The 15,297-nt window shown below is 37.4% G+C and carries 9 protein-coding genes and 1 riboswitch; of the genes, 4 read left to right on the top strand and 5 right to left on the bottom strand.

Going from position 1 to position 15,297, the window contains the following annotated elements:
• Nucleotides 1-6: 6 nt before the first annotated feature.
• Both thiH and G9C87_RS11485 read left to right on the top strand, forming a co-directional pair.
• A complete protein-coding gene (gene thiH, locus G9C87_RS11490) occupies nucleotides 7-1,125 on the top strand; it encodes a 2-iminoacetate synthase ThiH (protein WP_172281225.1) in 1,119 nt (372 codons plus the stop codon).
• A gap of 10 nt (nucleotides 1,126-1,135) precedes the next feature.
• Nucleotides 1,136-1,846: a HesA/MoeB/ThiF family protein gene (locus tag G9C87_RS11485; protein WP_172281223.1), complete on the top strand. Its 711-nt coding sequence runs from the start codon at nucleotides 1,136-1,138 to the stop codon at nucleotides 1,844-1,846.
• Between the two features lie 99 nt (nucleotides 1,847-1,945).
• Here G9C87_RS11485 and G9C87_RS11480 read toward each other — a convergent pair whose 3' ends face one another.
• On the bottom strand, nucleotides 1,946-4,168 hold the full coding sequence (locus tag G9C87_RS11480; RefSeq protein ID WP_172281221.1) for an outer membrane beta-barrel family protein: 2,223 nt from the start codon (nucleotides 4,166-4,168) through the stop codon (nucleotides 1,946-1,948).
• Between the two features lie 199 nt (nucleotides 4,169-4,367).
• Nucleotides 4,368-4,466, top strand: a riboswitch (SAM-I-IV-variant riboswitch).
• A gap of 305 nt (nucleotides 4,467-4,771) precedes the next feature.
• Between G9C87_RS11480 and G9C87_RS11475 the strand changes: the two genes are divergently transcribed.
• The gene (locus G9C87_RS11475; RefSeq protein ID WP_228457005.1) at nucleotides 4,772-7,528 is read left to right on the top strand and encodes a TonB-dependent receptor plug domain-containing protein; all 2,757 of its coding nucleotides are present in this window, start codon (nucleotides 4,772-4,774) and stop codon (nucleotides 7,526-7,528) included.
• Nucleotides 7,529-7,603: 75 nt separating this feature from the next.
• Here G9C87_RS11475 and G9C87_RS11470 read toward each other — a convergent pair whose 3' ends face one another.
• The 4 genes from G9C87_RS11470 to G9C87_RS11455 all read right to left on the bottom strand — a co-directional run bounded on the left by G9C87_RS11470 (nucleotide 7,604) and on the right by G9C87_RS11455 (nucleotide 14,285).
• Complete coding sequence (locus G9C87_RS11470; RefSeq protein WP_172281217.1) at nucleotides 7,604-8,440, bottom strand: DUF5694 domain-containing protein; 837 nt, start codon at nucleotides 8,438-8,440, stop codon at nucleotides 7,604-7,606.
• A 159-nt stretch (nucleotides 8,441-8,599) separates the two neighbouring features.
• A complete protein-coding gene (locus G9C87_RS11465) occupies nucleotides 8,600-10,867 on the bottom strand; it encodes an aconitate hydratase (RefSeq protein ID WP_172281215.1) in 2,268 nt (755 codons plus the stop codon).
• Nucleotides 10,868-11,182: 315 nt separating this feature from the next.
• Nucleotides 11,183-13,963 (bottom strand): bifunctional aconitate hydratase 2/2-methylisocitrate dehydratase, encoded by a 2,781-nt coding sequence (locus tag G9C87_RS11460; RefSeq protein WP_172281214.1) that lies wholly within the window; start codon nucleotides 13,961-13,963, stop codon nucleotides 11,183-11,185.
• A gap of 178 nt (nucleotides 13,964-14,141) precedes the next feature.
• Nucleotides 14,142-14,285 carry a hypothetical protein gene (locus G9C87_RS11455; protein WP_172281212.1) on the bottom strand — a complete coding sequence of 48 codons (144 nt, stop codon included), beginning with the start codon at nucleotides 14,283-14,285 and terminating at the stop codon, nucleotides 14,142-14,144.
• A 121-nt stretch (nucleotides 14,286-14,406) separates the two neighbouring features.
• Between G9C87_RS11455 and G9C87_RS11450 the strand changes: the two genes are divergently transcribed.
• Nucleotides 14,407-15,180 carry a WG repeat-containing protein gene (locus tag G9C87_RS11450; RefSeq protein WP_172281210.1) on the top strand — a complete coding sequence of 258 codons (774 nt, stop codon included), beginning with the start codon at nucleotides 14,407-14,409 and terminating at the stop codon, nucleotides 15,178-15,180.
• The last annotated feature ends 117 nt before the right edge of the window (nucleotides 15,181-15,297 follow it).

Genomic DNA, 15,297 nt, shown 5'->3' with positions numbered 1-15,297 from the left:
ATTAGAATGAAAAATTTTGAGGAGGTTTTCACATCCTATGAGTGGAATGATATTAAACAAAAACTGGAAAATGTCACTTTATCCGATGTAGAATACAGCCTTCAGAAGAAGCAGAAAACATTGGATGATTTCCTTAATCTTATTTCAATGGCTGCGGCACCGAAATTAGAAGTGATGGCTGGCATGGCGAGAGCGATTACCCAAAAACGTTTTGGCAAAGTAATCCAGCTGTATGCACCTTTATATCTTAGTAACGAATGTCAGAATATTTGTACCTATTGTGGTTTTAGCTTAGACAATAAACTAAAAAGAAAAACACTTTCCGATACTGAGATTATGATAGAAGCAACGGTTCTGAAGGCCATGGGAGTAAATCATATATTGCTGGTAAGCGGTGAAGCGAATAAGACCGTAGGAATAGCCTACTTTCTGAATGCTGTTCGGTTATTAAAATCCCATTTTGCCAACATTTCTATCGAAGTACAGCCATTGTCAGAAGATGAATACCGATTACTCCATCAGGAAGGAGTTCATTCAATCCTTGTGTATCAGGAGACTTATCATCAGGAAGTGTATAAGCAGTATCATCCGAAAGGTAAAAAATCAAATTTTAATTTTCGGCTGGAAACACCTGACCGAATAGGAAGAGCAGGGATTCATAAAATGGGGTTAGGTGTTTTATTAGGATTGGAAGATTGGAGAGTCGATAGCTTCTTCAATGCAGCCCACATTGATTACCTGCAAAAGCAATACTGGAAAAGTAAATTTTCCGTATCATTTCCGAGATTACGGCCCGCTGAGGGAATCATAGAACCCAACTTCATTATGGAGGATAAAGAGCTTTTGCAACTTATTTGCGCTTATCGGATATGGAATGAAGATCTTGAAATTTCCATTTCTACCAGGGAGAATGAAAATTTCAGAAATCATATTGTATCTCTTGGAGCCACTTCCATGAGTGCCGGATCTAAGACTAATCCGGGAGGCTATGCTGTAGATCCTCAATCGTTGGAACAATTTGAAACCAGTGATGAAAGAAGCATGCAGGATATAAAAAATGTGATCAGGAATGCGGGATATGATCCTGTTATGAAAGATTGGGATTCTGTGTACAGTGGTTTTTAATAGAATGATCATGAATAGCGAAGAAATGTTTTCCAGATACAGCCGTCAAATTTTTATTGATGAGATTGGTACTTCAGGGCAACGAAAAATACTTAATGCAAAAGTGCTTGTTGTGGGGGCTGGTGGATTGGGGAGTCCTGTTATTCAATATTTGGCAGCGGCAGGAGTTGGCATTTTAGGGATCGCAGACTTTGATAAAGTAGAGCTTCATAATCTGAACAGGCAGATTATTCATAATGAAAAAAGTGTCGGGATATCCAAAGTGTCCAGCGCAGTACAATTTGTTGAAGCACTTAACCGGCATATTACTATTATTCCCATTGATGAAAAGATAGATCTTTCAAATATTGAAAGGATAATTTCTAGATATGACCTGATTGTAGACGGATCAGATAACTTTTCTACAAGGTATTTAATTAATGATGCTTGTGTGAGACTAAAAAAACCGGTGGTTTATGGAAGTATTCTGGGCTTTTCCGGTCAGGTGGCAGTATTTAATTACAGAGAGAGTAAAAACCTGAGGGATCTTTTTCCTGAACCACCGGTGGATGAAGATACCCCGGATTGTGATAGTTTAGGTGTTCTGGGATCATTACCCGGAATAATAGGAAGTATGATGGCACATCTGAGCCTGAAAATAATTACAGATCTTCCTGTGAATACCAATCAGCTGACTTTGGTCGATACTCTGGACTGGAGATTTCACACCATCGATTTTTAATTATATTGTTTTTAAATAAATCGGGCAATAAGAATATTCTTACTGCCCGATTTTATGATAATTGATATGTTGATGTAGTATTAAAAGACTATAACCTGATTATTTACTATCCTGCTGCATTACCCCTCCGTTATCCTCTTTCTTGCTGCTGTTTAAGATATTCGGATCCTCTTTAGCCAGTTTGTTTTTGGTTGGGATCTTATAATTAATGGAAAGTCCGAAATTTCTTGTGTCATATTTTGTTCTCAAAGTAACCGCTTCTCCGGATGGCGGATTAGAACGAACTTGCATTACCTGTCCGTTAAAAATATCATTAGCAAATACAGAAACAGTAAGACGATTATCCAAAAACTTTTTAGTCAGTGTAATATCCAGTGAATTGCTGAATGGTTTTTCTGCTGTGAAGTAGAAATAACCTGCTTTTGGCGTCAGGTAGCTGTAGTTTGCTGTTAGCTTAATCTGTTTAGGCAGAATAAGTTGGGTCATCACATTGAAAATCCAGAATCCTTTGTTGTTTAGATTATCAATATCATGTTTCTGATATCCTGCATACAGATACATAAAATTGATTTTGTCTGGATTAAAATCAAACTTCATGATTTCGCTCATAGGCTTACTAAAAATCATGAAAGGGACAGGAAGCCCTACATTGAAATTGTGGATCCTCATGCTGGAAATGTTTATCTGCTCATTAAACAGGTTTTTTCCATTTTTTCTGATGATCTGTGCAACCTGATTTTTAGCTGAACTTACACTATATCCGATGAATGCATAATCAAAGGCAGAAAGTTTTACTTCATAATTGTCAAAGATCGTAGGCTGCAGATTCGGATTTCCGGTAACCTGGGTATTCGGTCCCTGGAATGTAGTGTTATTGGGATTAAGTGCAGAAATACTTGGCAGACTGATTTTCTTGTTATAGTTTGCTGAAACAGAAACCTGATTCATAAAGCTGTACTGAACACTTGCATTTGGAAATAATTTAAACTTATTAAAAGGGATCAGATTTTTCTGAAGTATTGCACCGGTACTGTCAATCACCCTTGTAATTCCAGAGATGTCATAATTTTCAGCCCTTGATCCTAATGTGAAATCGAATTTTTTAAATTTAGCCTGGAACTCAAGATAGGTGGAAGCGGTCTGTCGTTGATAGTCCAGATTGGTCAGACCTCTGCTTTGAGTATCGAAGTTTTGTTTTTCATATAATCCACCGAAACTTACCTTTCCTCCATCAAGGATCTTGATTGGCTGCGAATAATCCACTTTAAAATTAGCAATTCTCATGTCAGATTCATTGTTCAGTAAAAGACCATCCGAAAATCTTGGAAGATTTTCGTTAGGATTGATGTAACTGATATCTCTGAAAATATTATTCTGATCAAATTTACTCGTTGATTTGGTATATCCGAACTGGAAATCTAGTTTTTGAGATTTATCACTAAAGCGTTTCTGATAGGTTATTACCGCTTCCTGTCTCAAATTATTCGTGTAGGCAGCATCAAATGCATGAAAATATCCTTCCCTGATACTGTCTTTAACAGGAATGTACGGTAGGTCAGCAAAACCGTTACTATCTGTGTAATTGCTGTTTTTATTATGATAGATATCGTAATTTAATAATAATCTGTCCTGTCCCAGATCAAATGTTAAGCCTGATTTCGCGAAATAACCACGGCCGATTCTATCCGTATTGCTTAATAATAAATCATTTTGATTCGAATTCAGCATACTTTCCCGATAGTTCTGTCCGATGTTCAGCTGCCATCCGAAATATTTATTACGGGCGTTTAAATTTAAAGAGTTGCTGGTTCTGCTTCTCAACTTACCGTAGTTGGTAAATGAATAATTTCCTGAATAAGTTGCCGTAAGATATTTATTGGCATTTTTGTTCGTAATGATATTCATAATTGCACCCCCGGAAGTTGCCGGGAATTCAGCGCCAGGTTGAGTGATCACTTCAATTCGGTCTACAGAATTGGCAGGCATCCCTTCCAAAAATGAATTAAGTTCATTGGAAGTAATGTTTAAAGGGCGTCCGTTAAGATAAACATCAAGGATCTTTCCCTGATACATCATACCCGCAATATCAGTAGACACCAGACCCGGAAGTTTTTTGATACCCTCTAAAACATTTCCGTTGTTCAGTTGGGGCTGTTCTGAAAAATCAAAAATAGTACGGTCTGCCTTTTGTTCAACGGCTTTTTTAGTTTTGGTAATTACAACGCCTTCGATCTGCTTTTCCTTGACCTGGATGTTGGTTTTTTCCTGAGCCTTTGTGACAATAATGCTTAAGGAAAATAAAACGAGTACAATTTTTTTCATAATGGTTTTTACTACTACTCAGTTAGACGTTTAAAATAAAAAAATGTTACAAAGAAAGTTTTTAGAGGGTTGTTTTATTCCATGAAATACCTCACAATAGAATATAATCATATTGCATCATCATACGGCTTGGTTTTGCGATTAATTTAAAAATTTTACAAATTATTTTTTTATTTATAAAATAGTTATATCTTTGCCTCACAATTATCAAGAATCTCATAGATGGGATAGCAACCTGCAAAACAAGCAAGGTGCTGAAATAGATAAGCCGGCAAGCTCCGGAAAAAATGTTTTTCTATTCATTCCCATCTTACAATTTTTGTTTAAAATTTAAAATCAATGTTTAAGAACAGGGAAAATTATAGCACAATGAATTTGACTTTTTGTCCGGCAGATATCGAAGCAAAGCTTCTGTATGCTGGTGATCACTCATGGCATTTCGTGATGTGTATGTGTTGTTGTTCTTAGCCTCTGGTTTCTATTAACTAATAAAACCGTTTATCATTTTTCTTTTAGCCTTGTGTTTTCAAGGTTACAGGATACTTTTTGCTTAAAATTTTAAGCAAACAAAAAAATTATAACAAAAATTTAAAAATAAAACACATGCGCCATTTTAAAAATAGAAGTATCATTGCTTCGGCCACTTTAATTTCGACGTTTTACTTCGCCCAGTCTGATACTCTAAAATCAAAAAAAATCGATGAGGTTGTTCTTCTCGGTTCAAGAGGATCAGGTAGATCATTAACAGATACTCCGGTTCCGGTAGACGTTATTAACATTTCAAAAATATTGAAACAAAGCCCGGTTAATAATATAAGCCAGGCTCTAAACTATATTGTCCCTTCTTTTTCCTCCACATCGCATACTGTAAATGACGGGACGGATTTTGTGGATCCTGCACAGTTGAGGGGTTTAGGTCCCGATCAGGTTTTAGTTTTACTTAATGGGAAAAGAAGGCATCAGTCTTCACTCATCAATGTAACCCTTACACCAGGTAGGGGTTCGGTGGGAACAGATCTTAATGCGATTCCTACTTTTGCTTTAGATAAAATTGAAGTGCTTCGGGATGGTGCTTCTGCTCAATACGGATCTGATGCTATTGCAGGAGTTGTCAATTTAGGTCTTAAAAAAAGATTGGGGCTATCCGGTCAGTTATTTTTGGGAGGATATGCTTCACCGGTTACCAACAATTTTTCCGGTGGACTGGATGGAGAAACCATTTCTTTAGACCTGAATTATGGATTCAAACTTGGAAAACAGGGGTTCTTCAATATTACTACATCAACCCAATACCGGGATCCTTATTCCCGAGCTGGTGTGAGGAATGGCGATATATACAATGCCTATAATGCTATTAACTACAGGGCTGCTCAAGATGGGATAGATATAGACGGGCTTTATAAGAATATAAATAATACTTCCAATAGCCAGCAAATTATCAATACGATTAAGCAGTATGCAACAAAAGTAAATTATTTTTCATCTGATTTACAGAATAAAATCGCAAACGCCAATAACATTTCAACTTTACAGGGTTTATTAGGAGGGGATGTTACCAATGATGAACTTGCATATAGAGGACTTCAACGGAAAGACTTCAGTATCAGAGCTGGACAATCGAAACTGCAGTCAGCACAGGTCTATTATAATTCGGAAATTCCGATTAATGATGACTGGAAGGTGTATTCTTTTGGAGGATATAGCTACAGGCTGGGGAATGCCGGAGGTTTTTTCCGTTTGCCTAATACCGAGAGAAATATCAATTTTATAACACCCAACGGATATCTGCCACAGATTGAGTCTACCATTAATGATTATTCATATGCAGCTGGGATCAAAGGAAAATGGAATGACTGGAATATAGATCTCAGTAACACTTTTGGAAAGAATACTTTCAATTTTGGAGTTGTTAATACTTTTAATTCTTCATTGGTCAACAACTCTCCAAGAAGATTTGATGCAGGTGGACTTGAGTTTTTGCAAAACACCCTAAACCTTGACTTTTCCAAAAAGTATGATGTATTGCATGGGCTGAACATTGCATTTGGAGGGGAATACCGTTATGAAAATTATAAGGTGAATGCCGGTAACGAGAATTCTTATGCCTCTTATGATATTTATGGAAATGTAGTGACCGTAAATACTCCAAAAAATGAGCTTGTGACTGATTTTTTTGGCGTAACAAGACCTGCCGGTTCCCAGGTATTTCCGGGATTTAGTCCGGATAATGCTGTTTCCGGAAATAGAAATAGTGTGGCCGGATATGTAGATGTGGAGCTGGAACCAACGGATTGGTGGCTGGTAGAAGGTGCTTTGCGCTATGAAAACTATTCAGACTTTGGATCTACCTTTAATTATAAACTAGCGACTAATGTGAAGTTGGCTGATAATTTTAATTGGAGAGGTGCTGTTTCTACAGGTTTTAGAGCCCCTTCATTAGCCCAGATCTATTATAGCTCAACATCAACCTTAATTCAACAGGGTAATACTACCCAGGTAGGAACTTTTAGGAATAATTCCGAGGCTGCACAGGCGCTTGGGATTCCAAAACTGAAACAGGAAACCTCCCAGTCGTACAGTACAGGACTTACTTGGAAAGCTCCAAATTTGAATCTTGTGGTTACAGCAGATGTTTATTATATTAAAATTAAAGATAGAGTAGTGCTCACTGATTTGTTTTTCAGGCCTAAAGGTACTAGAGGTGTAGATTTTCCTGAAGGATCGGATCAGGCAATTCTGCAGGATGCTTTTGACCTTGCAAGAGCTAGTGCCGCCAATTTTTTTGCGAATGCTGTGGATTCCCAAACCAAAGGGCTTGATCTTACCATTTCCCAGACATCCAATTTAGGTTCAGGAATTAACCTGGAAAATAACTTTGGGCTCAATCTGAATCAGACCAGAAGAATAGGAAATATTCATGCCTCCCCAAAATTAGTTAGCCAGATAGACAGTTACTTTTCTGAGCCTAACAGGATTTACTTTGAAGAAGCTGTACCCCGTGTAAAAGCAACTCTATCCAATAATCTTAGAGTTTTAGGATTTAATATTTTATTGAGGAATTCTTTCTTTGGAAAAGTAACCGACGCTGATGTATTGGATGCTAATTTTGATGGTGTAGTAGGAAAACAGGAACACTTTGTATTGAATAATCGTTTTGTAACAGATCTTTCAGTAGGCTATGACTTCAGTAAAAATATATCTGCAACCATTGGAAGTAATAATATATTCAATGTGATGCCTTCCAAAAATCCACTAATCAATTCCCTGACAGCAGATAATCAGTTTGTATACTCCAGACAGGTTTCCCAATATGGTATTGGAGGACGATTTCTGTTTACAAGGGTAGAATTTAAGTTTTAAATGCTCTGGAAGCTTTGAAGCATAAAGCCATATAAACAAAGGCAGAGATTTCAACTTAAATCTCCGCCTTTATATTTATAAAGAAGAAAATTCTGTGAACTCATATTCTGCAGAGCAGGTTAGAAGTTGTCTGAGGACTGCTGCATGTCCGTTTCCTACGATTACAAGAATCCTGTCGTCACTCTGATGCGGAATATTCTGTATATTACGGAATATTCTCAGATTCCTGCTATACCAGTTCATGGCAAGTATATCAGCTCCGTCATAATCCCTTAATTTAAAATCTCCACTCAGATAAGCGCCATATCCATATTCGTGATATTCTTTGCTGTTAAGATATTGGAAGGTGTTCATAAGTGAGCTAAAGTTTTTGGCTTCTGAATGATTATAGAAATCAGTAAAGTTTTGAGAAATAGGGTCGTCACTTTTATAATCATATCCCTCTGTAAGTTTCTTAAAATACAGTGAGTCAGTCTTTCCAAACTTTTCCATAAGGTCTTCTAATACGGAAGAGGCGTCTACACTGAATAGTTCATTGATCTTCAGTTCACTGGCAATTCTCATGGCAAGCTGATACCGTTCGTCTCTTTTATCATGGTGTTTTCCTTCATTATACTCTTTGAGTTTTTGATTGGCGTTCCATTCGGGTGAAGCTTCAATAGCAATCTTTGTTGGCCTGAACTTCTTAATATAATTTACCAGATCGGTAACCTCTTTGGATGTTTTAGGAGATAGTACATCGATCTGGTCCTGTTTTTTGATTTTATGGGCATCCAGATTAGGATAATCAAAATGGAATGAGCCTACCACTAAAACTTTTGTTTTTGGAGTAGGGAAGAAATCAGATGGTTTTTTTTGAGCCTGAATACTAAAGCAGGAAAATAATAGGAGTGTGTAAAGGAGTGTTTTCATGATGTTTTATTACTATTATTGAAACAACTTATTATATAGATTTATTACATATTCCTATAAAAATTGAAGGTTATCATATAAAGTATACATATAGATAATTAGATAATAAAAAAACATCCCGACCGGGATGTTTTTTTTATTATCGGGGCATAAATAGATTTATGCCTCTTGCTGTTTAATAAGATTCAATGCTGAACCAGCTTTGAACCAGTCGATTTGTTGGTCATTATAGGTGTGGTTAGCCATAATAATATCCTTGGTTCCGTCAGCATGTACAAATTCCAGTGTTAATTGTTTTCCGGGAGCAAACTGATCTAAATCTAAGAAGTTAACAGTGTCGTCTTCCTGGATTTTATCATAATCTGCCTCATTAGCGAAAGTTAATCCCAGCATCCCTTGTTTTTTAAGGTTGGTTTCGTGGATTCTTGCAAATGATTTTACCAATACTGCTTTCACACCAAGATGTCTCGGCTCCATTGCTGCGTGTTCTCTTGATGATCCTTCACCATAGTTCTGGTCTCCCACAACAATGGTAGGAATACCCGCCGCTTTATAAGCTCTTTGAACAGCCGGAACTTCACCGTATTCACCCGTTAATTCGTTTTTAACATGGTTTGTTTCCATATTATAAGCATTTACTGCTCCGATTAACATGTTATTGGAAATATTATCAAGGTGTCCTCTATATTTTAACCATGGTCCAGCCATAGAAATGTGGTCGGTTGTACATTTTCCAAAAGCCTTGATTAAAACTTTAGCTCCTGTAATATTTTTACCATCCCATGCAGGGAATTCTTCTAATAACTGAAGTCTGTCTGATGTAGGGCTTACTTTTACTACCACTGAAGAACCATCTTCAGATGGAGCCTGATACCCATTGTCATCTACAGCAAACCCTTTTGCCGGTAGCTCAGATCCTTTCGGTTCGTCTAGTTTAACCTGATCTCCATTCTCTGCAGTAAGCGTATCGGTAATAGGATTAAAGTCCAGTCTTCCTGAAATTGCTACAGCAGCTACCATTTCCGGTGAAGCTACGAAAGCATGCGTATTCGGGTTACCGTCCGCTCTTTTTGCAAAGTTCCTGTTGAAAGAGTGAATAATAGAGTTTTTCTCTCCTTTATCAGCTCCCTCTCTGTCCCATTGCCCTATACAAGGTCCACAGGCATTTGTAAAGATTCTTGCGTTTTCAAATTTTCTGAATGAATTTAAGAAACCGTCTCTTTCTGCAGTGAATTTCACCTGCTCGGATCCCGGATTGATACCCAAAATAGCTTTAGGTTTTACTCCTTTTGCTACAGCATCTTCAACAATAGAAGCAGCTCTTGATAAATCCTCATAAGACGAATTGGTACAAGAACCGATCAGTGCCCATTCAACCTCTAAAGGCCATCCGTTAGCTTCTGCCTTTGCTCTGAACTCAGAAACAGGAGTTGCTAAATCTGGAGTAAATGGTCCGTTTAAGTGCGGAGCCAGCTCAGAAAGATTGATTTCAATTACCTGATCAAAATATTGTTCAGGATTTGCATATACTTCGGCGTCACCCGTAAGGTGTTCAGCAATTTTATCAGCAGCATCCACAACATCCTGTCTTCCTGTAGCAGTCAGATATCTTCTCATGGAGTCATCATACCCGAAAGTAGAAGTGGTAGCTCCAATTTCAGCTCCCATATTACAGATGGTTCCTTTACCTGTTGCAGAAAGAGATTCTGCTCCTTCTCCGAAATATTCCACGATGCATCCGGTTCCTCCTTTTACAGTAAGAATTCCTGCTACTTTTAAGATCACATCTTTTGCAGAAGTCCAGCCACTCATTTTACCGGTTAATTTTACACCGATTAACTTAGGCATTTTAAGCTCCCATGCCATTCCTGCCATTACATCTACAGCATCAGCACCACCTACTCCGATGGCTACCATCCCAAGACCTCCTGCATTTACCGTATGCGAATCAGTACCGATCATCATACCGCCGGGAAAGGCGTAATTTTCCAGTACTACCTGGTGGATAATACCGGCTCCAGGTTTCCAGAAACCGATTCCATATTTATCACAAACAGAACTCAAAAAGTTGAAAACTTCAGAGTTTTTATTAATACCTTCCTGTAAATCTGCTTCTGCACCTACTCTGGCCTGGATCAGGTGATCCGCATGGGCAGTAGAGGGAACGGCAACTTTGGCTTTGCCGGCTTGCATGAACTGCAAAAGTGCCATTTGTGCTGTTGCATCCTGCATAGCTACTCTATCCGGAGCAAAATCTACGTAAGAGCTTCCTCTTTCATGTGCTGTAGTTGCATTTCCTTCCCAAAGGTGGGTGTATAAGATTTTTTCTGAAAGTGTAAGAGGTTTTCCAACGATTTGTCTTGCCGCAGCAATTCTTTCAGGGTAACGCTCGTACACCTTTTTGATCATATCAATGTCGAAAGTCATATCTATTTTAATTTTTCTTTTTCAATTTTTTTCCGGATTAATTTAAAAATAAGAAGCGGAAATTCTTCGAGTGCAAATCATCAAATACTATTCCTACCTTCCAAAAATGGCATAAATAAGATGAATCATTACTATTTTTAATACCTATCAAGTTAAGGAAAAAATAAATTTTGAGCTGTTGACCTAGGTTAAAATAATTCTATTCACTCTTAAATGGAAAGATTCTAAATAAAAAAGAAAGGTTTCAATCCAATAGATTGAAACCTTTCTTAAATTATTATATAAAAGAGTCTTTCGACTTATTATTTCAAGCTCTTAATGACCAACCTGAACAAGTTCTTTAATAGGTGGAGCAAATTTAGTAAGGTCAATACCTTCGACTGCAGCTTTATATTCATCTATATTAGGAATTCTTCCAATGATAGAAGATAGAACGACAACAGGTGTTGATGCAAGCAGGGATTCTCCTTTTTTACGTTCTGAATCTTCAACTACTCTTCCCTGGAAAAGACGGGTAGAAGTTGCCAGTACAGTATCTCCTTTAGCTGCTTTTTCCTGATTACCCATGCAAAGGTTACATCCCGGGCGTTCAAGGTACATTACGTTTTTATATTCTACACGGGCTTCTCCCTTAGGAGCATTATCATCAAATTCGAAGGCAGAATATTTTTCCAGTAGTTCCCAATCCCCTTCAGCTTTAAGTTCATCAATGATGTTATAAGTGGGAGCAGCTACTACAAGAGGAGCATTAAATTCTACTTTACCTTGCTGTTTTTCAAGGTTTCTTAGCATTTGGGAAACAATTTTTAAATCTCCTTTATGAACCATACATGATCCTACAAATCCAAGATCTACCTTTTTCTCTCCTCCGTAATAAGAAAGAGCTCTGATGGTATCATGTGTATATCTTTTGGAAACGTCTTCATTGTTTACGTCAGGGTCAGCGATCATCGGCTCTACAATAACATCAAGATCTACAACAACTTCAGCGTAATATTTAGCATTCGCATCAGGAGTTAAAGCCGGTTTTTCCCCGGATCTGATCTCTGCAATTCTTTTGTTTGCTTTATTGATCAATCCCTGAAGAACCTGATTTTTATTATCCATTCCTTTATCGATCATAATCTGGATTCTGCTTTTTGCGATTTCCAATGATTCGATCAGAGTATTGTCTTCAGAAATGTTGATGGATGCTTTTGCTTTCATTTCAGCAGTCCAGTCTGTAAAGGTAAATGCTTGATCAGCAGGAAGAGTTCCGATGTGGACTTCAATAATTCTACCCTGGAACACATTTTCTCCACCGAATTGTTTCAGCATCTGAGCTTGTGTTGCATGAACCACATCACGGAAATCCATGTGTTCTTTCATGTTTCCTTTAAAGGTAACTTTTACAGATTCAGGAATCGGCATAGATGCTTCACCTGTGGCTAAGGCAAGGGCTACTGTTCCAGAGTCAGCCCCGAAAGCAACACCTTTAGACATTCTCGTGTGAGAATCACCACCGATGATAATTGCCCATTCGTCTACCGTGATATCATTAAGAACTTTATGAATTACATCGGTCATTGCATGATATTCACCTTTAGGGTCACGGGCTGTAATCAATCCGAACTCGTTCATGAACTTCATAAGTTTAGGAATGTTTGCCTGAGCTTTTTTATCCCATACTGAAGCGGTATGACATCCTGATTGGTATGCACCATCTACTACCGGAGAGATCACTGTAGCCGCCATCGACTCAAGTTCCTGAGAAGTCATAAGACCTGTTGTATCTTGTGATCCAACGATATTTACCTGTACACGAACATCAGAACCTGCGTGTAATACTTTACCTGGTGTTGTTCCAACAGCATTTCTGTTGAATATTTTTTCTACTGCCGTAAGGCCTTGCCCTTCATGGGAAATTTCTTTTGAAGGAGCAAAAACAAGAGGAGTTTCTATTCCTAAAAGTTGTGCAGCGAATGTTTGAAGTTTTTTACCAAAAACAATGGCATATGAGCCTCCGGCTTTAATAAACTCCATTTTCTGAGGTGTGAGAGCCTTCGAAATATCAATAAGCTCCTGATCACCTTTATATAATTTTTTCTCTTTAATGTTGATTGTAAGTACAGTTCCTGTAGCTACAGAATAGGCTTCCTCAAGGATCGGCTCACCATTTTCATTACGAAGAGGATTGCCATTTTCATCCAGTTTTTTCACCCAGTTTTTAAGGTCAATACCTATACCTCCTGTAACATCTACGGTTGTAAGGAATATGGGAGAAATACCATTTGTACCTCCAACAATCGGGGCAATATTTACAAACGGTACATATGGACTTGCCTGCTTACCTGTCCATAAAGCCACATTATTTACTCCGGACATTCTTGAAGAACCTACACCCATAGTACCTTTTTCTGCAATAAGCATTACGCTTTTGTCAGGATGCTGTGCCTGCAGAGCTTTGATTTCTTCTTGTGCCTGAGGAGTGATCATACACTTACCATGAAGCTCACGGTCAGATCTGGAGTGAGCCTGGTTACCCGGAGAAAGTAAGTCTGTTGAGATGTCACCTTCACCGGCAATATAAGTAACAATCTTGATTTCGTCAGCAATCTCTGGTAATTTTGTGAAAAACTCAGCTTTTGCATAGCTTTCAACAATTTCCTGTGCAATTTCATTACCATTATTGAATGCTTCTTTCAGACGGTTGGTATCTGCGTCATAAAGGAAAACCTGTGTTTTAAGAACGTTTGCTGCTTCTTTTGCGATAGAAATATCATTTCCTAAAGCAAGATCAAGGAGTACTTCAATCGAAGGACCACCTTTCATGTGAGATAGAAGCTCAAAAGCAAATGCAGGTGATATCTCCTCTACCACAGATTCGCCCAGAATGATTTCTTTTAAAAATTTTGCTTTAACACCTGCTGCACTGGTCGTTCCCGGAAGGGTATTGTAGATGAAAAACTTAAGAGAATCTGCTCGGTCTGCATTAGCCGGGTCTTTAATTTGTGCGATGATTTCGCTTAGCAATTCTGCACCATCAATCGGCTTTGGATGAAGCCCCTGGTTTTTTCTTTCCTCAATCTCTTTGATGTAATCCTTATAATTATTCATATAGAAGTCTTTTCAATATTAATTAAAGGTAGATTGATAACGCCACTTTTCCTTACCAGTCAGAATTAAACCATATGCCGTTTTTGAGCTTTGCATTTTGATATGTAACACGGACCGGTTAAAATAAGTACAATCTACATTGCTTTTATAAAATGAAAGATAATGTTTCATGCCAAAGCTAAGTATAAAGGACCTTATCGAAAAGTGTAAATGGCTTACCTGTAGTCTGTCTTGCCGCAAAAACTCTCTTTGTAACGTTGGAAAACTTTCTGATCATATCAATATCAAATCTTGTATTCCAAAGACGTTTTAAAATTATCAAACATTTAAAAATGCTCCCAAAAGTACGAATTTTTAATATTTTATAAGGATGAAATTATTTAGATTCTTTATAAATATGATTTTTATATTTTCTATTTTGGCTGTACTTTTGCAAAAAATAAATGATGAAAGTGAAAAATGTAATGGGTCTGCTATCCCTTTTTATTTCGATTTTTGTTTTTTCACAGGCTAAATCTGTGAAGAAATATCCGGTTAAAAAAGTTTCCAAAGCGGTTGTTAAAAAAGCATCCGAACCAAAAATCAATCCCGATCTGGTTGTTATTAATGACGAGATTCCTGTTCTGATTCCACAAAAGAAGGATGGCAAATTCGGTTATGTGAACCAAAAAGGAAAATTCATTATTCAGCCTGAATACCATATTGCTGTTTTTTTTGCTGAAGACTGTAATTTACTGTACTCCCCTAATGAAAAGGTCAGAAAATTCGGAACAAAAGAATATGCTACAGTTGAAAAAGATCTGATTTCTTATAGAATAGATCAAACCGGAAAAAGAGTATATCAGTATAAAAATTCCGATCTGGGACAATGTAAGATGGAATTTAAACAGCAACAATATCAAGCCTATATTTTAAATGGCTTTTACGGAATTATTGAACCTTCAAAATTTATGAATGCTGCTGATTACAGAGAATATCAGATCTATCCTCAATATGAATATCTGCATATCATGGAAGGAGATGATGTTTCTGATCCTATGATCGTCGCTTCTCATAATGACCGCTTTGGAGTAATTGATGTTCATAATAAAATTGTGATCCCTTTCGAGTATTCCAATATTAAAAGAAATTTCAGTTGGAAATTGGGAAAGATGTTTGAAGTAACAAAAGACGGAACAAACTATTATTATATAGATTCGAAGAATAAAGCGTACTAAGAAATGTGAGCCCCAGGTATCCACATGCCTCCCAATCTCATATATTTTTTGTAATTTCGCGGCTGAAATAAAGGGGTGCTTTTACAGGCTGAGATTATACCCACTGAACCTGGAACA

The organism is Chryseobacterium sp. LAM-KRS1 (genome assembly GCF_013184525.1).
Taxonomy (GTDB): domain Bacteria; phylum Bacteroidota; class Bacteroidia; order Flavobacteriales; family Weeksellaceae; genus Chryseobacterium; species Chryseobacterium proteolyticum.
The sequence above is the reverse complement of the archived record's forward strand: the minus strand, read 5'-3'. Positions and strand labels throughout refer to the sequence as shown.